The organism is Mycoplana sp. MJR14 (assembly GCF_029210525.1).
In the GTDB taxonomy this organism is placed as follows: domain Bacteria; phylum Pseudomonadota; class Alphaproteobacteria; order Rhizobiales; family Rhizobiaceae; genus Mycoplana.
The window spans coordinates 25,581-44,578 of sequence record NZ_JARGEO010000006.1; the positions used below are offsets into that span (position 1 = coordinate 25,581).

Annotated in this window: 15 protein-coding genes; 9 read left to right on the forward strand and 6 right to left on the reverse strand. The window is 66.8% G+C overall.

Features of this window, described 5'->3' with window-relative positions; all coding sequences use genetic code 11:
- The first annotated feature begins 105 nt into the window (after positions 1–105).
- The 3 genes from P0086_RS15365 to P0086_RS15375 are packed head-to-tail and all read left to right on the forward strand — an operon-like array spanning position 106 to position 2,268.
- Positions 106–1,050: a metal ABC transporter ATP-binding protein gene (locus P0086_RS15365; protein WP_345799314.1), complete on the forward strand. Its 945-nt coding sequence runs from the start codon at positions 106–108 to the stop codon at positions 1,048–1,050.
- A complete protein-coding gene (locus P0086_RS15370) occupies positions 1,043–1,876 on the forward strand; it encodes a metal ABC transporter permease (protein WP_112605261.1) in 834 nt (277 codons plus the stop codon). The genes P0086_RS15365 and P0086_RS15370 overlap by 8 nt, the downstream gene beginning before the upstream one ends.
- A complete protein-coding gene (locus tag P0086_RS15375) occupies positions 1,873–2,268 on the forward strand; it encodes a Fur family transcriptional regulator (protein ID WP_112600459.1) in 396 nt (131 codons plus the stop codon). Before P0086_RS15370 ends, P0086_RS15375 begins: the two co-directional genes overlap by 4 nt.
- An 83-nt stretch (positions 2,269–2,351) precedes the next feature.
- Here the strand turns inward: P0086_RS15375 and P0086_RS15380 are convergent, their stop codons facing one another.
- The gene (locus P0086_RS15380; protein WP_275787080.1) at positions 2,352–2,882 is read right to left on the reverse strand and encodes a gamma carbonic anhydrase family protein; all 531 of its coding nucleotides are present in this window, start codon (positions 2,880–2,882) and stop codon (positions 2,352–2,354) included.
- Between the two features lie 202 nt (positions 2,883–3,084).
- On the opposite strand from P0086_RS15380, the gene dusA reads away from it, so the two are divergent.
- Positions 3,085–4,461, forward strand: coding sequence for a tRNA dihydrouridine(20/20a) synthase DusA (gene dusA / locus P0086_RS15385; protein WP_275787084.1), 1,377 nt, complete (start codon positions 3,085–3,087; stop codon positions 4,459–4,461).
- 575 nt (positions 4,462–5,036) lie between these two features.
- Here the strand turns inward: dusA and P0086_RS15390 are convergent.
- The 3 genes from P0086_RS15390 to uvrB all read right to left on the reverse strand — a co-directional run bounded on the left by P0086_RS15390 (position 5,037) and on the right by uvrB (position 10,607).
- Positions 5,037–6,614: a protein kinase gene (locus P0086_RS15390; RefSeq protein ID WP_275787087.1), complete on the reverse strand. Its 1,578-nt coding sequence runs from the start codon at positions 6,612–6,614 to the stop codon at positions 5,037–5,039.
- A 79-nt stretch (positions 6,615–6,693) separates the two neighbouring features.
- Positions 6,694–7,044: a hypothetical protein gene (locus P0086_RS15395; RefSeq protein WP_275787089.1), complete on the reverse strand. Its 351-nt coding sequence runs from the start codon at positions 7,042–7,044 to the stop codon at positions 6,694–6,696.
- A gap of 95 nt (positions 7,045–7,139) precedes the next feature.
- Entirely contained in the window at positions 7,140–10,607 is a 3,468-nt protein-coding gene (gene uvrB / locus P0086_RS15400) for an excinuclease ABC subunit UvrB (protein ID WP_275787091.1), read from the reverse strand.
- A 203-nt stretch (positions 10,608–10,810) separates the two neighbouring features.
- Between uvrB and P0086_RS15405 the strand changes: the two genes are divergently transcribed.
- From P0086_RS15405 to P0086_RS15415, 3 genes are all read left to right on the forward strand, one after another.
- On the forward strand, positions 10,811–11,164 hold the full coding sequence (locus tag P0086_RS15405; protein WP_112600689.1) for a DMT family protein: 354 nt from the start codon (positions 10,811–10,813) through the stop codon (positions 11,162–11,164).
- Between the two features lie 57 nt (positions 11,165–11,221).
- The gene (locus P0086_RS15410) at positions 11,222–12,874 is read left to right on the forward strand and encodes a DUF1800 family protein (protein ID WP_275787094.1); all 1,653 of its coding nucleotides are present in this window, start codon (positions 11,222–11,224) and stop codon (positions 12,872–12,874) included.
- Between the two features lie 113 nt (positions 12,875–12,987).
- Positions 12,988–14,157 (forward strand): DUF1501 domain-containing protein, encoded by a 1,170-nt coding sequence (locus tag P0086_RS15415; protein WP_275787097.1) that lies wholly within the window; start codon positions 12,988–12,990, stop codon positions 14,155–14,157.
- 19 nt (positions 14,158–14,176) lie between these two features.
- Here P0086_RS15415 and P0086_RS15420 read toward each other — a convergent pair whose 3' ends face one another.
- Positions 14,177–14,767 carry a hypothetical protein gene (locus P0086_RS15420; protein ID WP_112609812.1) on the reverse strand — a complete coding sequence of 197 codons (591 nt, stop codon included), beginning with the start codon at positions 14,765–14,767 and terminating at the stop codon, positions 14,177–14,179.
- Positions 14,768–14,908: 141 nt separating this feature from the next.
- Positions 14,909–15,295: an acyl-CoA thioesterase gene (locus P0086_RS15425; RefSeq protein ID WP_112599919.1), complete on the reverse strand. Its 387-nt coding sequence runs from the start codon at positions 15,293–15,295 to the stop codon at positions 14,909–14,911.
- A 216-nt stretch (positions 15,296–15,511) separates the two neighbouring features.
- On the opposite strand from P0086_RS15425, the gene P0086_RS15430 reads away from it, so the two are divergent.
- Together P0086_RS15430 and P0086_RS15435 are read left to right on the forward strand one after the other, a co-directional pair.
- Positions 15,512–17,323: a methyl-accepting chemotaxis protein gene (locus tag P0086_RS15430; protein WP_275787102.1), complete on the forward strand. Its 1,812-nt coding sequence runs from the start codon at positions 15,512–15,514 to the stop codon at positions 17,321–17,323.
- 352 nt (positions 17,324–17,675) lie between these two features.
- Positions 17,676–18,962, forward strand: a complete 1,287-nt coding sequence (locus P0086_RS15435) for an extensin family protein (RefSeq protein WP_275787105.1) — start codon at positions 17,676–17,678, stop codon at positions 18,960–18,962.
- Positions 18,963–18,998 lie beyond the last annotated feature (36 nt).

Genomic DNA, 18,998 nt, shown 5'->3' on the forward strand with positions numbered 1-18,998 from the left:
CGGATGGAAGGCAGGTGTGAAAGCGTGTGTAATGTTATTACATAAGTTGCGTTATGCTATAACGTGTGCCATAGCAAGAGGCAATCGAGGTTTCGGACGGTTCACATGCTGCAGACGAATGTTCCCGACCGGTCGACGCTGGTGTCGCTTTCGGCCGCCGGACTGTATAGGAAGGGACGCTGGCTCGTGCGCGGCGTCGACTTTTCCATTTCCCGCGGCGAGATCGTCACCCTGATCGGACCCAACGGATCGGGCAAGTCCACGACGGCGAAGATGGCGATCGGCGTCGCCCGCCCCGACGAGGGGGAGGTGACGCGCATCCCCGACCTCACGGTCGGCTACGTGCCGCAGAAGCTTGCGATCGACTGGACGATGCCGCTCACCGTCGACCGGCTGATGACGCTGACCTCGCCGCTGCGCGGGCGCGAGATCGACGCCGCCCTCGAGGCGACCGGCATCCGCCATCTCGCCCGCGCCGAGGTGCAGCACCTGTCCGGCGGCGAGTTCCAGCGCGCGCTCCTGGCCCGCGCGATCGCGCGCAAGCCGGACCTGCTGGTGCTGGATGAACCGGTGCAGGGCGTGGATTTCGCCGGCGAGATCGCCCTCTACGATCTCATCAAGACGATCCGCAATACCACCGGCTGCGGCATCCTTCTGATCTCGCACGACCTGCACGTGGTCATGGCCGAGACCGACACGGTGATCTGCCTCAACGGCCACGTCTGCTGCCGCGGCACGCCCGAGGCCGTCAGCCGCAGCCCGGAATATCTGCGCCTGTTCGGCGCACGGGCGAGCCAGACGCTCGCCTTCTACCATCATCATCACGACCACACCCATCTCGCCGACGGCCGCGTCCTGCACGCGGACGGCTCGGTCACCGATCATTGCCATCCCGACGACGGCCACCATCACGATGATGGCCCGGCCGTCGGCCGCGCCGGGCCGATGCGGATCGTGCATGCGCACGGACCGGATTGCGGCTGCGGCATCGATCATTCTAATCCGGCCGCGACCGGCGGGGACGAACCGGCGGAGCAGCGCGATGCTTGACGACTTCTTCATCCGCGCGCTTCTCGCCGGCGTCGGCCTCGCCCTGACCACCGGGCCGCTCGGCTGCTTCGTCATCTGGCGGCGCATGGCCTATTTCGGCGACACCATGGCCCATTCGGCCCTGCTCGGCGTGGCGCTGTCGCTGCTGTTCCACCTCAACCTGACCCTCAGCGTCTTTGCGGTCGCCGCCATCGTTTCCCTGGCGCTGCTGTTGCTGCAGAAGCGAGGCAGCCTGTCGACGGATGCGCTGCTCGGCATTCTCTCGCATGCGACGCTGGCCACCGGTCTCGTTCTCGTCTCCTTCATGACCTGGGTGCGGATCGATCTGGTCGGCTTCCTGTTCGGCGACATCCTCGCCGTCACCGAGGCCGACGTCAGCCTCGTCTGGGGCGGCGGCATCCTCGTGCTGCTGGCGATGGTCTATCTCTGGCGGCCGCTGATTGCCTCGACGGTCAACCCGGAACTGGCGGCGGCCGAAGGGCTGGAGCCGGAACGGGCGCGACTGGCCTTCATGCTGCTGATGGCGGTGGTGATCGCGATCGCCATGAAGATCGTCGGCATCCTCCTGATCACCTCGCTGCTGATCATCCCCGCCGCGACCGCACGGCGGTTTTCGGCGAGCCCCGAGGTCATGGCCGTCATGGCCTCGCTGCTCGGCGCCGTCGCGGTCACCGGCGGCCTGTTCGGCTCGCTGAAATTCGACACGCCGTCCGGCCCCTCGATCGTCGTGGCCGCACTCATGATCTTTCTCGCAAGCCTCCTGCCGCTCGGCCGGAGGGAACACGGCGCGATCGCGCCGGCGCAATCCGGAGGAGACCGCCGATGACGGCGCAACAGTTGACCCGCAACCAGACCCTGGTGCTCGAGGCGCTCTCGCAGGCCGAGGCGCCGCTCAGCGCCTACACCATCCTCGACAAGCTGCGGGGCGAGGGGTTTCGCGCGCCGCTGCAGGTCTATCGCGCGCTGGAGAAGCTGCAGGACGTCGGCCTCGTCCATCGGCTGGAGAGCATCAACGCCTTCGTCGCCTGCGCCCATCCCGACCAGGACTGCTGCGCGCACGGGCTGACCGCCTTCACCATCTGCGAAAGCTGCGGCAAGGTCACCGAGTTCCACGACCACATGATCGAGGAGCGGCTGGCCGGCTTCGCCAGGGACCGCAACTTCCGCCCCGGCAAGACCACAATCGAGATCCGCGGCCACTGCGCCGGCTGCGCCTGAGGCCGTCGCCCGTCTTTCGGCAGGATCACCGCCGCGGATGCCGCCGGACCCTGGTTCCCCGATGGTCCCGCCCGGCGGGCCGCTCAGTCGATCCGCCGGAGTTCCGCCTTGAAGCGCTGCCAGTTGCGGACGTAGCTGTCGGCGGACGCCTTCAGCCCGGCAATCGCGGCCACGTCGAGCGTGCGCACGACCCGCGCCGGGGCGCCGACGATTAGCGAATTGTCGGGAAAGACCTTGCCCTCCGTCACCAGCGCATTGGCGCCGATCAGGCAGTTGTCGCCGATCACGGCGCCGTTCAGCACGGTGGCGCCCATGCCGACCAGCGAATTGTTGCCGATCGTGCAGCCGTGGATGATCGCGCCGTGGCCGATGGTGCAGCCTTCGCCGATCGTCACCGGCTTGCCGGGGTCGGTGTGGACGACGGTGTTCTCCTGGATGTTCGTGCGGGCGCCGATCACGATCGGCTCGTTGTCGCCGCGCAGCACCGCGCCGAACCAGATGCCGACGTCCGCGCCGATCGTCACCAGGCCGATCACCCGGGCATCGGGCGCGATCCAGAAGCGGTCGTCGGCGGGCAGGGACGGAACGCGGTCGGCGAGCGCATAGAGCGGCATGGCGGTCTCTTTTCGATTCTCCTGGGCACAGTCTAGCATCGCCCGGCGGCGCGGGAACACGCGGCCTGTGGCGGCGAGGGTGGTTTTTTCGCCCGTCTTGCGTTATGAGCGCCGCGAAACCATCTTTTCCGGCAGCACGGCACCGGTGCGCGATCGCACGCGGCCGTCGCGGCATCGGCAACCCGACCCACAGGAACCGACCATGTACCACAAGGCACGCAAGACGGGGACGAAGCTCTTCGCCACGGCGCCGATGATCGACTGGTCGGACCGGCACTATCGCTATTTCGCCCGGCAGCTGACGAAGAACGCCGTGCTCTATACCGAGATGATCGTCGCCGACGCGATCCTGCGCGGCAACCGCGACAGGCTGCTCGGCTATGACGCCGTCGAGCACCCGCTGGCGCTGCAGCTCGGCGGCAGCGATCCGGCAAAGCTGGCGGCGGCAGCGCGGATCGGCGCGGAATTCGGCTACGACGAGATCAACCTGAACGTCGGCTGCCCCTCCGACCGCGTCCAGTCCGGCACCTTCGGCGCCTGCCTGATGCGCGAGCCGCAGCTGGTGGCCGATTGCGTCGCGGCGATGAAGGCGGCGGTGACGATCCCGGTGACGGTGAAGTGCCGCATCGGCGTCGACGACCAGGACCCGAACGTGGCGCTGCGCGACCTCGTCGCCCGCATCAGGGCCGCCGGCGTCGACGCCGTCTGGGTGCATGCGCGCAAGGCCTGGCTGCAGGGCCTGTCGCCGAAGGAGAACCGCGACATCCCGCCGCTCGACTACGGCCTGGTGCGGCGGCTGAAGGCGGAGAACCCCGACCTGTTCGTCGGCCTGAACGGCGGCCTGCACACGCTCGACCAGGCGCTCGCAGCGATCGGCCGGCCGGGCGCGGGCGAGGATCGGGGCGAGGCGCCGGACGGCGGCCGCAACGCGGTGTCGGCCGAGGCGCCTGGCGCCGCGCCGGGCGGGGAACTGGACGGCGCCATGCTCGGCCGTGCCGCCTACCAGGACAGCGGCGTGCTGGCGGGCGTCGATACGCTTTTTTCCAGGCCGGACATCCGCACTCTCGATGCGGCAACGCCCCCGCAATGGGAGCGGTCGATCGCCGCAGGCGCCGGCGGCACCCTTCCGCATCGTCCCGCAGGGGAAGAGGGCTGGTCGGCGCACGGCGACGCCGCAGGCGCGAACACGGCCGATGCCGCCCCCCTCATCCGAAGCGCCGCGCCGCCTTCGCCCCGGGGCGGAGAAGCGGGCGTGGCCGCGCGCGTCGCCGACCCTGCCGTTTCCGCCGGCGCTCGGCCCGATCGCGCTCACTCCGCCGCCGCCCATCCCGACGCCGCCTTCTGGGCGGGCGTGCGCGATGCGATGACGGGCTATGCCGAGCAGGTGATGGCCGGGGGCGGGCGGCTGAACCATGTCACCCGCCACATGGTCGGCCTGTTCCAGGGCTTTCCCGGCGCCCGCCGCTATCGCCAGATCCTTTCGGCCGACGCCACCAGGCCGGGCGCCGGGCCGGAGGTGATCGAGGCCGCCTTCGCCGCGGTGCTGGAGCCGGCAGCCGCAAGGCAGGCGGCCGAGTAGCGGCCGACCCGGGCTTGCGGACGGCCGGTGAGGGGCGGATTCCGCGTCGGGGGGCGGCCGTGTCCGTAGCGGCGCCGCCGCCGCCCTGGCCGCACAGGCGCACGGCCGCAGTCCCTGAGAGCGGCGGCCGGTGCGCCGGCGCGCATGCGCCTTCGGCCACGCCCGGCAAGCCGGCGCGGTTGGTGTCTGCACGGTCGGACGGGGGCGCTGGAAGCTGCCTCATCTTGATGTATGTCTGTGGAACCTTTCAGCGGCCCGTTCGGCGGCTTCTGCCTGCGAACGCGATCCTCTGGCTCGTCCGCCGGCGAGGGCGGCCGCTCTGTGTGCCACCGCTCGGGCACGTCCGGCGCGCAACTCGGGCTCTCGCCCGCCGTCGCCGGAGGGGACCAGTCGCGCAGACCCGGACCGACAGGTTTCGCGTTTCTCCCTCACGCCCCGCGCCGTCCCCGCCTCGCCGCAACGCCTTGCGGTGTATCCGCGGCGGGATGGGGCGAGTATGGCACGGCGGTCGGGGGCGTGGATGAAATGGGGGCGGGGGGGGGTGATTTTGTTGGGGGAATGGGGATGGGCGTGCCCTACTCAATCCGCATAACAGAAATCGCGCGCTCCAAAGTCGTTGCGTAGGAATCCAATTCAGCGAAGCTCTTCGGAAAAGGAATGGTGAACTTTAGATTAATTCTGGACATTCCGACGTGGCTGTCATTCTTCTCGACTTTCGCAATCTTCTTCACGATGTCCTTTACTCTTCCCAAGGCATCTGACAAATATTTCCCCATATTTGTGCGGCTAGACGACTCTGTAGCAATTGAAGCAAGCGTGAAGGAAAATACCTCATCCTCATGCAATATTCCAATAGAAACGGTCACGCCGGAATAGTTAGTATACTCAGATATGTTTTTTCCGACAAATTTTCCAAATATTCTTTGGAACAATTCTTCCCGGAGAATATTTGGGTCGTTAAGAAATTCTCCCGCCGCAAGCCGCCTCAATTCGTCCAAGCGGTTAATAAAGGAAGATAGCAAAGGACGTTCATTTTGTTTTGGATTGGTTCCGTCTAATATGGCAGAGGATATCCTTGAAGGAAGACATTTCCAACAACGAGAATAAGCCTTTGCCGATGCCTCATCTACTCTAGTTGGCCAATCCTCCCGTTCTGAAGCGGCAGCTGAAGGGTGCTGCCTTGAAAGTGCAAAATACAAGAGCATTGACAAACCGTAGACGTCAACAAGCGCGCTCCGTGAACTGTAATTTGAATTAGCCTCCAACTGCTCAGGAGCCAGATATCCGAGGGCTGATGACGCTGGCATGTAATAATCGTGACCTGTCGCGCCTTCAAACCAAGATAAATCAAAGTCAAGAACCCTAATTTCGTCCAGATCTATATTTTCCCAAAATGAACCGCCAATCATAATGTTCTGCGGCCTAAGGTCCCTGTGTAGTATCGCCCTCTCGTGGGTGTGGCAAGAAAATACTATTTCAGATATGCGTTTTATCACATCTATTGAAACTGCGATGCTGTCGATGTAGTCCCTATTGATGGCCTCTTCTAAATTTACCCCATTTATATATTCCATAATTATACTTGGAGGTAGCTCACTTGCATCCAGGATTTTTACCGTTCCGCGAACATTGCTGTTCGATAAGTATTTCATCGAAGAGACACCTCGACGAAAACTACTTAACATGATCTGATTGTCTCTGACGGCCTCATGCGCAATCTTGATTGCATAGTGTTTGCCATTCTGGTCGGAAGCTTGAAAGACGCGGCCAAAGTTGCCCGATCCGCGCTCTGAGATTAGGTTGTAGCCGAGCCATTTGTCGTTATTTGTTCCGAGTTTCACTCGAGCGGCGTGATTTATTGCTAAGTCGTATTTCTCTTTGAATTCCGAAAATAATAGATCATCATTGATAAATTGCTGGGATGCGGCATTGAGTTTCATGCGCACTTCGTCTGGCGGAAGCGTTAGCAGTTCGGTGATGGCGGGGAGTTTCTCGGTACCAGCACTGGTCGACAGAACGATGGATGGATTTTGCTCTTCTTTCTTATAAGATGAAACATATCTTGCAAATTCCGTAAACCCGGCTTCCCAACTTTCTGTTTCAGGCAAATATATAGGTTGAATTCCGAGATTCCTGGAAAGATCAACATCCATAGAGGACGCAGGGGCCCTCTTTAGGAGAAAATATTCACCATTTGCTGTTTTAATTTGATTGAGGTATTTAAGTTGACCGCTAACTGAGGCATCGCCGACGGACAGTCCATATTGTTTCTTTATCAAGTATTGATTGAATTATATTTGTATAATTTTCTCCAAAAATTTCTCTTGCTATTGATAATTTAATCCAGAAATCCTCTTCCAGATCAAATTTTTGAATTTTGTTCGCAAAGGAACTGGTTGCGTATAGCGGCTGATTTAAGTCTTGCCTAACTGCTTGAACCAAACCATCCCAATCCGGAAGTCCCGCTTCCTTTGATGCACCGGCTCCGCAGAAAATAATAAGCTTTCGAAGCCTTTGAGAATATACATCCAGAAAGCGCTGAAACGCAGTTTGATTGTTTAGGTGATCTGTTGTCGCATTCATATGGACGGCGCCTTCGAGTGGTTTGCGTAAAATCCTAAGCGTCTAAGATGGCCTGCCTTCATTGTCGTTGCCAAGCGATGAATATTCTTACTCCCTCACCGTCCCGGCCGCCCCGTCTTGCCCTTGCCCTTCGCCTTCCGCGTCGCCTCGGCCGGATCCTCGTAGCTGCCGACGCCGATCTTGCCGCGGAGGACGGGTTTGGGGGAGGGGCTCGCCGCGGGTCTGCGGGGCATCTCGCCCTCGAGGGGCGAGGTCGATGCGGCGCGGTCGGGCTGGCCTTCGGGCAGCGGCGAGAGGCGCTTCTTCGTGCCCTTCGCGGCCTCGGGTTTTTCCGGCAGATGGCCGGTGACCGGTTTTTCGGTGCGGCCGACGGTCATTTCGTCCAGGGTGTTCTTGCGGAAATAGCTCGCTCCCTGTCGCGCGGATTCGCTGTCCTGGCCGGCTTCGCCGCCTAGGGCATCCGCGCCGGTGTTCGTGCGGAAGCGCGACGGCCCCTCGTCCGCCCTTCGGGCACCGTCTCCCGGTGAACGGGGGGACGGGATTTCCGTGTCGGTGCCCGGGCCCATGGCGTCGAGCGAGGGCTTGGCGAAGTAGGAGGCCGATCGCCCCCCTTGCGGGGGAGATGCCCCGTCAGGGGCAGAGGCGGGGATTGCGCCGGCGCTCGAACCCTCCCCTCGAGGGGGAGGGTCGGACCGCAGGTCCGGGGTGGGGTGACCGCTGCCGTGGACGGCATCGGTGGGGAGGTCACCCCCACCCGCGCGTTCCGCGCGACCTCCCCCCTCGAGGGGGAGGTGGGCGGTCGCCCGGCCGCCCGTCCGGCCACCTTCCCGGCTTTGCGCCTGGTTCGTGGTCCCGGTCGTACCTTCCGCGCCCCGCGCCTGGTTCGTGGTCCCGGTCGTGCCTTCGGCGCCCCGCGCCTGGTCCCTGGTCCCCGTCGCGCCTTCGGCGCTCCGCGCCTCTTGCCGTGCCATCGGGTCGTCCATGACGGCGAGTTCGGCGGCCTTGAGGCGCTTGATCTCGTCGCGGATGCGGGCGGCCTTTTCGAAGTCGAGGTCGGCGGCGGCGTCGCGCATCTGCTTTTCCAGCGCGTCGAGATGGGCCTTGAGGTTGTTGCCGACCAGGTGGCCGCCGTCGGCGAAGCCCTTGCCGTCCGCGCCGGAGATGTCGGCGCGGACGTGGTCGCGCTCGTAGACCGAATCGAGGATGTCGGAGATCTTCGCCTTCACCGATTCCGGCGTGATGCCGTGCTCGGCATTGTAGGCCATCTGCTTCTCGCGGCGGCGGCTCGTCTCGTCCATGGCGCGCTGCATCGAGCCGGTGATCTGGTCGGCATAGAGGATGACCTTGCCGTCGACGTTGCGGGCGGCGCGGCCGATCGTCTGGATCAGCGAGGTCTCGGAGCGCAGGAAGCCTTCCTTGTCGGCGTCGAGGATGGCGACGAAGCCGCATTCGGGAATGTCGAGGCCCTCGCGCAGGAGGTTGATGCCGACGAGCACGTCGAAGGCGCCGAGGCGCAGGTCGCGGATGATCTCGATGCGCTCCAGCGTGTCGATGTCGGAGTGCATGTAGCGGACGCGGACGCCCTGCTCGTGCAGGTATTCGGTCAGGTCCTCGGCCATGCGCTTGGTGAGCACGGTGACGAGGGTGCGGTAGCCGCGCTGCGCGGTCTCGCGGATCTCGCCGAGCACGTCGTCGACCTGGGTCTTGGCCGAGCGCACCTCGACCGGCGGGTCGATCAGCCCGGTCGGGCGGATCACCTGCTCGGCGAAGACGCCGCCGGCCTGCTCCATCTCCCAGCCGCCCGGGGTGGCGGAGACGGCGATCGTGTCGGGGCGCATCGCGTCCCATTCCTCGAAGCGCAGCGGCCGGTTGTCCATGCAGGACGGCAGGCGGAAGCCGTATTCGGCCAGCGTCGCCTTGCGACGGAAGTCGCCGCGGTACATGCCGCCGATCTGCGGAATGGTGACGTGGCTCTCGTCGATGAAGATGATGGCGTTGTCGGGGATGTATTCGAACAGCGTCGGCGGCGGCTCGCCGGGCTTGCGGCCGGTGAGGTAGCGCGAATAGTTCTCGATGCCGGCGCAGGAGCCGGTCGCCTCCATCATCTCCAGGTCATAGCGGGTGCGCTGCTCCAGCCGCTGCGCCTCCAGCAGCCGCCCGGCCTTCTCCAGCTCGGCGAGGCGCAGCTTCAGCTCCTCCCGGATCGACTTGATCGCCGCGTTCAGTGTCGGCCGCGGGGTGACGTAGTGCGAATTGGCGTAGATCTTGACCGATTTCAGGTCGCCGGTCTTCGCGCCGGTGAGCGGATCGAACTCGGTGATCGCGTCGATCTCGTCGCCGAACATCGAGATCCGCCAGGCGGCGTCCTCCAGGTGGGCCGGGAAGATCTCGATCGTGTCGCCGCGGACGCGGAACGAGCCGCGGACGAAGTTGATGTCCTGGCGCTTGTACTGCTGGGCGACGAGGTCGGCGAGCAGCTGGCGCTGGTCGAGCCGGTCGCCGACGGTCATCTGGAAGGTCATGGCGGTATAGGTCTCGACCGAGCCGATACCGTAGATGCAGGAGACCGAGGCGACGATGATGCAGTCGTCGCGCTCCAGGATCGCGCGGGTGGCGGCGTGGCGCATCCGGTCGATCTGCTCGTTGATCGAGGAATCCTTCTCGATATAGGTGTCCGAGCGCGGCACGTAGGCCTCGGGCTGGTAGTAGTCGTAGTAGGAGACGAAGTACTCCACCGCGTTGTCGGGGAAGAAGTTCTTGAACTCGGAATAGAGCTGGGCGGCGAGCGTCTTGTTCGGCGCGAGGATCAGCGCCGGGCGCTGCGTCGCCTCGATCACCTTGGCCATGGTGAAGGTCTTGCCCGAGCCGGTGACGCCGAGCAGCACCTGGCTGCGCTCGCCCGACGACAGGCCCTCGACGAGGTCGGCGATCGCGGTCGGCTGGTCGCCGGCGGGCTCGTAGTCGGAGACCATGCGGATGGCGATGCCGCCCTCGGACTTCTCCGGCCGCGGCGGGCGGTGCGGCGTCCAGATCTCGCCGTTCTTGTGCAGCGGGTTGCCGCTTTCGATCAGCTTCGCCAGCGCCTCGACGGTGGCGGTGACCGCCGTGCCGGCGTTGAGCGAGGAGGCCTCCTCGAGGTTGACGTCGAGGCCGGCGACCGGGTTGAGCCCGGCGGCGGCGCGCGTCTTCGGATCGGAAGAGGCGCCGATCGAGACGCCGCGGGATGTTTTTTGTGCGCTCACGCTGTCGGCGCCATGCGCCTTCGCTCCGCGGGGGCCTCGCGTCGGCTCGGACGCCCGTTCGGGCTTGCGGCCTTCGGCCGATTGCTCCAATGCGACCTTTTCCTGATGGCGGCGGGCGGCGTTCTCGACCTGCTTGCGGTGCTTGCCGGCCTTCGACGCGACCTCGCGGCGCGATTCCACCGTCGAGGCCTCGGCGTCCGCCTCCAGCTGCTTCACCCAGTCGGCGACGCTGCCGGAGAGCGGCGCGCCCTCGAAGGCGGATTGCGGAGCTTCCTCGAAGCCGGGCTTGGAGGGGGCGGGGGTCTTCGGTGATCTGGCCATGGTCGGGAATATGGCGAGAGTCACCGCGAAAGGGAAGGGGGCATGAGTACAAAAGGGAAACGGACGGCCGCGCCGGCCGGCAGGGCCGGGCCATCATGCCGCCATGGTTCTGTCGTTTCCCCCGGGCGCTGCAAAAGCCTTTCGCGGGGGATCCGCGAATCGTCTATGACATGGCCCCATCCCCACAGGAACCGGACGCTTTCATGCCCTTCGCCCTCAATCCCGCGGCCGTCTGGCCGATCGTGCTGCTCTGCCTCTCCAACGTCTTCATGACCTTTGCCTGGTACGGCCATCTCAAGGTCAAGGCGGCGCCGCTCTACCTCGTCGTGCTGGCGAGCTGGGCGATCGCCTTCTTCGAGTACTGCCTGGCGGTGCCGGCCAACCGCATCGGCCACCAGGTCTATTCGGCTGCGCAGCTGAAGACGATCCAGGAGGTGATCACGCTGGTCATCTTCGCCGGCTTCTCGGTGTTCTTCCTCAAGGAGAGCCTGACCTGGAACCACCTGATCGGCTTCGCCCTGATCGCCGCCGGCGCCGCCTTCGTGTTCAAGGGGTGAGGGCGCGGATAAAAAAGCCGCAATCCTCGGACAGCCTGGAGCGATAGGTAAGGCTTCATGACACCGTCCTTCGGCACCATCGCCGCCCATCGTTTCGGTACCGGACCGCGCCCGGGCGAACCGCCGGCCGGGACGGTCGACGCCCTGCTGGAACAGGTGACGCGCGGCGTGGCGGAGACCTGTCCCTTCCCCCATGACGGCATTGCCGGCCGCCGCGCCAGCTTCCCCGCCTTCCAGGCGCTGGCCCAGGAATACCGGGAGCAGCGCAAGAACGATACCGTACGCAAGGTCGGCGACCGCGTCGTCAATCCGTACCAGATCGCGCTGAACACCGCCTTTCTGCGCGACCAGCACCTGAAGATCGGCCATGCCGTGCAGTCGCCGAACGGCTTCTTCGAGCGGCTCGCCGCCTTCTGGTGCGATCACTTCGCCGTCAACGCCGAGAAGACCTCCAGCATGCGCATCCTCGTCGGCCTGTACGAGGCCGAGGCGCTGCGGCCGAACCTCGCCGGCCGGTTCGCGCCGCTGTTGCGGGCGGCGATCTTGCACCCGGCGATGCTGGCCTATCTCGACCAGCCGAAATCGATGGGGCCGCATTCGCCGGCCGGCCGGAAGCGGGGGCGGGGGCTCAACGAGAACCTGGCCCGCGAACTGATCGAACTGCACACGCTCGGCGCCGACGGCGGCTACACCCAGGACGACGTCCGCGCCGCGGCCTGCGTGCTGACCGGGCTCGACCACGACGGCGGCGCGTTCGAGACGACCTACCGCCCGAACTGGGCGGAGCCCGGCGTCCACCGCGTCCTCGGCCGCGCCTATGGCGGCACGCAGCGGAGCCTCGCCGACGTCGATGCGCTGCTGGCCGATCTCGCCGCGCATGAGGCGACGCGCCGGCACATTTGCCGCAAGCTGGTGGTGCACTTCATCGCCGACGCGCCGCCGGCCGAGGTGGTCGAGGCCATGGTGACGGCCTGGTCGAAAACCGACGGCGAACTGCTGGCGGTCTACCTGGCGATGCTGGAGCATCCGCTGAGCTGGGCGCAGGACGGGCAGAAGGCCCGCCAGCCGTTCGACTTCGTCGTCGCCGGCCTGCGGGCGCTGGACGTGCCCGCCGATGCGCTGGCACCGGCCGCCGTGCTGCCGAAGAAGGCGGCCGGGAGCGCCATGGCGACGCCGCAGGACGGGACGCCCGCCATGGCCCCGGAGCGGGACGCCGGTCAGAGCGCGGAGCAGGCAGCCGACCAGGGCCCCGGGCAGTCTCCCGATCCGGCCCCCGATCCGGCCATGACGGCGGCGGGCGCGTCCGGTGCGGAGGGACCCGCGGTCGAAGGCACGGGCGGTGGCGACGATGCGGCCTCCGGCTCCGTGCTGGCTGCGCCCACGGCCGACGGACGGGCGCCGATCCGCGCCAATCCGCTCTCCGTCGGCGCGCTGCAGCGGCTCGGCCAGCCGCTCTGGCGTCCGCCGAGCCCGGCCGGCTGGGACGAGGAGCTGTCCGCCTGGATCACGGCGGCGCAACTGACGCAGCGGATCGACTGGCTGCACGCGCTCGTGGCGCGCTTCGGCGGCGATCGCGATCCGCGCCTGTTCGTGCAGGCCGTGCTCGGCGATGCCGCCCGCGACGACACGATCCAGGTGGTGTCGCAGGCGCCGAGCCGGCAGGCCGGCCTGGTGCTGGCGCTGGCCTCGCCGGAGTTCAACAGGCGCTAGCGCCGACGGAGCAGGCGCCGGCGAACGGCCGGCGCGGCGGAGACTTGAAACGGGCCGCGCGTCCGGCGACAGATGGTTCGCACCGCCGGGCGCGGTGCCGAGGAGACCGAGCGATGACGAACGATATCAGCCGGCGCACCCTGCTCGGCGCAGCCTGCTGCCTGGCGGCCTCGCCGGTGATCACGCCGGTGAGCTTCGCCGCGGTCCCCGGCGACAACCGGCTGGTGACGATCGTGCTGCGCGGCGCCATGGACGGGCTGGCGCTGGTGCAGCCCTACGGCGACCCGGCGCTGCCCGCACTCCGGCCGAAGCTCGCCCTGGCGCCGGAGCGGGGACTGCTCGACCTCGACGGCTTTTTCGGCCTGCATCCCGACGCCGCGGCCCTGATGCCGCTGTGGCGGTCGCGCGAGCTCGGCTTCGTGCATGCGATCTCGACGCCCTACCGCTCCGGCCGCAGCCACTTCGACGGGCAGGACATGCTGGAAAGCGGCGGCGCGGCCCTGCATGACGAACGCACCGGCTGGCTGAACCGGGCGATCGCCAGCATCCCCCGCAGCGCCGAGCGCAGGGCGATCGACGTGACCACGACCTCCGAGCTCATCCTGACCGGGCCCAATCCGGTCGACGTCTGGTCGACGCGCGCCGACCTCGACATGGCCGGGGACGAGCAGATGGCGTTCGTGCGGCTCTATCGCAACGACCCGGTGTTCGCCGCGGCGATGAGCGACGCCATGGACACCGACATGTTCGCCGATCGCATCTACGGCGACGCCAAGCGGGAGGCGGGCATCGCCGCGGTCGCGGAGCTCGCCGCCGGGATGCTGTCCGGCGAGCACCGTATCGCGAGCTTCACCGTCAATGGCTGGGACACCCATATCGGCCAGGAGCGCACCTTCCGGCGGCCGGTGAAGGACCTGTGCACGGCGATCCTGACGCTGAAGGACAACCTGCCGCCGCAGGTGTGGCGGAAGACGGCGATCCTGGCGATCACCGAGTTCGGCCGCACGGCGCGCGAGAACGGCTCCGGCGGCACGGACCACGGCACCGGCGGCCTGGCGATCATCGCCGGCGGGGCGGTGGCCGGCGGCCGCGTCTACGGCACCTGGCCCGGGCTCGGCGGCACGGCGCTGCTCGACGACCGCGACCTGATGCCGACCACGGATCTGCGCCAGCTGGCCGCGGCCATGCTCTACCAGCAGTTCGACGTGTCGCCGCGGGCGATCGACGATGCGATCTTCCCGGGCCTGACGTTCGACCGCAAGGCCGGCTACCTGCGCGGCTGAGGCCATCGGCCATGTGAAGTCAATCGATGATGTCGAAGGCGCGGAAGATCCAGCTCAGCTGGTAGACGAGGCCGAGGGAGACGAAGGTGGCGTGGAACCGCCTGCTGGCGGTCAGGGCCGCGATGCCGCACAGCACGATGTAGACGACGTTGCGCAGCGGGTACTCGTAGCCGAAGGATTCGAAATACGGCCGCCCCTTGATGGCCGTATCGGCGAGGTCGACCGCATAGGCCAGGGCCAGGAAGGCGAAAAACCAGCCCTTGCGCGACATGAAGTAGTCCTCGTAGCCGCCATATTCCTCCATCGATGCCGGAAACAGCAGGACGCAGAGGAAGAAGAACAGCGAGGCGAAGCCGATCAGGAACAGGTAGACGGCGAAATCGAGGACCGTGAGCGCCTGCAGCCGGAATTCCCACCACCAGAAATGCAGCAGGAACAGCAGCAGGGACAGCACCCAGCCGAGGTGGATCCAGTAGACGCGCGTCTTGCCGGGATGCTGGACGAAGGAGGCGAGGCCGGTCAGGAGCCGGGCCAGCGACAGGCTGACGACCATGCCGATGACGATCCGCACATGGGTGAAGAGGGCCGGATCGGGGACTGGCTGCTCCATCGGACTTTTCCGGTCGTGGCGGATCCGCCGATCCGCCGGTTCATCCTTGCATCCCTGCGACCGATTCGCGCGTCCCGGCCGGTCGCAGAATGTCAGCTGCGAACCGGCAGGTCCATGTCACGGCACTCCGCAAGCGCGCGCCTACTCCGCCGGCACCGCCGTCGGGTGGCCGTCGCGGTCGAGCGCGACCATGACGAAGGTGGCCGCCGTCACCTTGTCGAGCCGCCCGGTCAGGTAGCGGCGCGCCCAGGCCTCCACCAGCAGCGTGATCGAGGTGCGGCCGACCGCGACGATCTCGGTATAGACGTTGATGGTATCGCCGATCTTGACCGGCAGCTCGAAGGCCATCTCGCGGACGGCGCGGGTGACGACGCGGCCATGCGCCCGCTCGGCGGCGCGGATGCCGGCCGCAAGGTCCATCTGCGCCATGACCCAGCCGCCGAAGATGTCGCCGGCGGCATTGGCGTCGGCGGGCATCGCCAGCGTCCGGAGCGTCAGCTGTCCCAGGGGTGAGGCGTTCTCGGTCATGAATCGTTACTCCGTGTTCGCAACCGATGTAGACCAGAGGCGGCCGGAGAGAAAGGGCAGCGGCGCCCGAAGTCCGGGCCGGGCCGCGCGGCGCACCCGGAGAAGGGCGAGAATTATGGAAATTGGTACATCGTAATTTAGTCGAATTTAACTTGTCGCGACAAAGATCGGCACCTGGGCCGGCAGCGTCATCTGCCGTGTTTGAGGGGGATCATTGTGAGCAAGTTGAAGATATCCGCCAGACTGTATCTGCTCGTCGGGCTGGCGCTCGCCGTCTTTTCGGCCGTTTCGGTCTACACGCTGTTTCATTATCAGGACGCGATGGTCGCCGAGCGCAAGTCCAAGCTGCGCGCGATGGACCAGAACCTGGTGAAGCTGTTCGAATTCTACCATGGCCAGGAAACGTCCGGGGCGCTGACGCGCGAAGAGGCGCAGGCGCGCGCCAAGGATGCCGTCCGGTCGCTGCGTTACGAGGACAACGGCTACTTCTGGATCAACGACCTCGATTCGCGCATCGTCATGCATCCGATCAAGCCGGAGCTCGACAATACCGATCAGTCGGGCATGAAGGATCCGACCGGCAAGTTCATCTTCCGCGAATTCGCCGCCGTGGCCAAGACGAAGGGCGAGGGCTTCGTCGACTACTACTGGCCGAAGCCCGGCGCCGAAGAGCCGGTGCTGAAATATTCGCACGTGGCCGGTTTCGCGCCCTGGGGCTGGGTGGTCGGCACCGGCGTCTACGCCGACGACCTGGCGGCGATGTTCCAGCGCAACGCGCTCTCGATGGCCGGCTGGCTCGCGATCGGCGCGGTGGCGATCGTGCTCGTCGCCTTTGCGATCGTCCGCAGCGTCGTCGGCCCGATCGCACGGCTGAACACCGCCATGCAGGCGATCGCGCAGGAGGACGTGTCCGGCGAGGTGCCCGGCACCGAACGGCGCGACGAGGTCGGCGACATGGCCCGGGTGGTGTCGGTGCTGCGCGATTCCGTGCGCGAACGCGCCGAGCTGCGCATCCGCGAGAGCGAGCAGCAGCAGCGCATCGATGCCGAGCGCAACGAGGGCGAGCGCCGGCAGCGCGCGATCACGCAGTCGCAGTTGGACGCGATGGACACCGTCGGCAGCGCGCTCGAGCGACTCGCCCGCGGCGACCTTTCCGCCCATATCGACGCGATCGCCCCGGAATATGCCAAGCTGCGCGCCGACTTCAACCAGGCGGCCGAGGCCCTGAACAGCGTGATCGGCGCGATCGCCCATTCGACCGACGTCGTGCACGGCAATGCCGGCGGCATCGCCGCTGCGGCCAACAACCTGTCGCAGCGCACCGAGCAGCAGGCGGCCTCGCTTGAGGAGACGGCCGCAGCGCTCGACGAGATCACCGCCGCCGTCCGCAGCGCCTCGGACCGGGCGGCCGAGGCGAGCCGCATGGTCGGGCAGACCAAGGAGAGCGCGGGCCGCTCCGGCGCGATCGTGCGCGAGGCGGTCGCGGCGATGGGACGGATCGAGGAGGCCTCCAACCGCATCGGCCAGATCATCGGCGTGATCGACGAGATCGCCTTCCAGACGAACCTCTTGGCGCTGAACGCCGGCGTCGAGGCGGCGAGGGCCGGCGAGGCGGGCCGGGGCTTTGCGGTCGTGGCGCAGGAGGTGCGCGAACTGGCGCAGCGCTCGGCCAATGCCGCCAAGGAGATCAAGGGGCTGATCGGCAACTCGGCGACCGAGGTCGGCAACGGCGTGGCGCTGGTGCGCTCCACCGGCGAGGCGCTGGCCGAGATCGAACAGCTGGTGCATCAGGTCAACGACCAGGTGCAGCTGATCGCCACGGCCGCCCGCGAACAGTCGGTCGGGCTTGCGGAGGTCAACACCGCCGTCAACCAGATGGACCAGATGACCCAGCAGAACGCCGCGATGGTCGAGGAGACGAGCGCGGCCGGCCAGACGCTGTCGCAGGAAAGCGAGGAGCTGCGGGCGCTGCTGCAGCGCTTCCGGCTCGCCGCGCAATCGGCGACCGGGCGGGCGCGGGCCGCCTGAGGCGGGCGCGGCCGGCCTGGCCGATGCGGCGCCGGAAGGCGCGCGCCCCGACCCGGCGGAGATCGGAAAAGACGGCTTCAATCTCGACTGGCCCCGGCTCGAACCGCCGGGGCCTTCTTCGTTTTCCGGGCCCGCCGCGGGCTCGGCGCAGGCGATCGCGCGGGGCGGCCGGAAACCCTTCGTTTACCCTGCGGGCCTAAAATTTTCTTGTTTTGCAGGGCGCTAGCCCGACGCATGCGCCGTCGTCCGCCTTCGTCCCGAATGCGGACATTCGGGGGCGGCACCATGCCCGGACTTTCAGGCTTGCGGATCGGTCGTCCGGCCGGCGGGCACAGGCGGAACGGGAATGGTCATGAGTATCACGTCTGCTTTCTCACCGGCGCGGCCGGTCGCGCTCGCCGCGGCCCTTCTGCTCGCCGCCTGTTCGGGCGATCTGACGCCGCCGGGGAGCGTCGACGGCGAGAGCACCGTCAACGCCATAAGGCCGACGGGGGCGCCGCCGCCGCGGCGTGCCGCAGGCGATCCCGGCGAGGCGGGCGATCCCTATGCGGCCTATCCCGCCGGCGAGGCGCCGGTCAGCGCCATCGACAGCGCCGGCGCTTTCGGCGGGCCGACGGAGAGCGCACCGGACGGCGCGGGGGCACCCCTTGAGGGCGGACAACAGGGACGCCTGCCGAAGATCGACAGCGACGAGGCGCTGGGGGGGACGGGCGGCGCGCAGGTCGCATCCGCCGGCGGCGTGCTGCAGATCCCGCAGGAGGGGATCAACATGGACGAGGGCCTCGGCGTCGGCCAGGGCGAGGCGATCCAGGGGCTCGCCGAGGCGCAGGCCGAGGAGATCGCCGAGGGCAATGCCACGCAGGTGGTCGTCGACGGCATCGGCTCGGACGACCCGCGGCAACTGGGCCAGCCGCAGGATCAGCAGCAGGCGCAGCCGGAACCCTTGCCGCTGCCGGAAACGGAGGCGGAGATGGCGGCGCCGGCGGCCCCCGCCGGCGCCCGCGGCGTCCAGCAGGACCAGCAGGTCGCCTTCATCCCGCGCTTCGACAATCCGATGTCGGTGCCGGAGAGCCGGGGCGGCATGCCGGCGGCCGAGAAGGCCTGCCGGCAGCGGCTGCAGCGGCTGGGGGTGAAGTTCCGCGACCTGCCGTCGATCGGCAAGGGCCGCTCCTGCGGCATCGCCTACCCGATCGAGCTGCAGGGGCTGTCCGGCGGCATCCAGATCCGGCCCGCCGCCCAGGTCAACTGCCAGATCACCGAGGCCTTCGCCAAATGGGTGAAGAACGAGCTCGCGCCCTCGGCGCGGCTGCGCTACGTCTCGGGCGTCAAGTCGATCCACCAGATGTCGTCCTATTCCTGCCGCACGATGAACTCGCAGCGCGGCGCGGCCATGTCCGAGCACGCCAGGGGCAACGCCATCGACGTCGGCAAGATCGTGCTCAACAGCGGCAAGGAGATCCTGATCCGCAAGAAGGGCTTCTTCGCCTTCCGCGAGAAGGGCCTGCTGAAGGCGGTGCGCACCGACAGCTGCAAGTACTTCACCACCGTGCTCGGCCCCGGCAGCGACCGCTTCCACAAGGACCATTTCCACTTCGACCTGCGCATGCGCAAGTCCGGCTACCGGCACTGCAGCCTGTAGAGCCGGACGGAGGGGGCCGGACAAAAAAGGACCGGC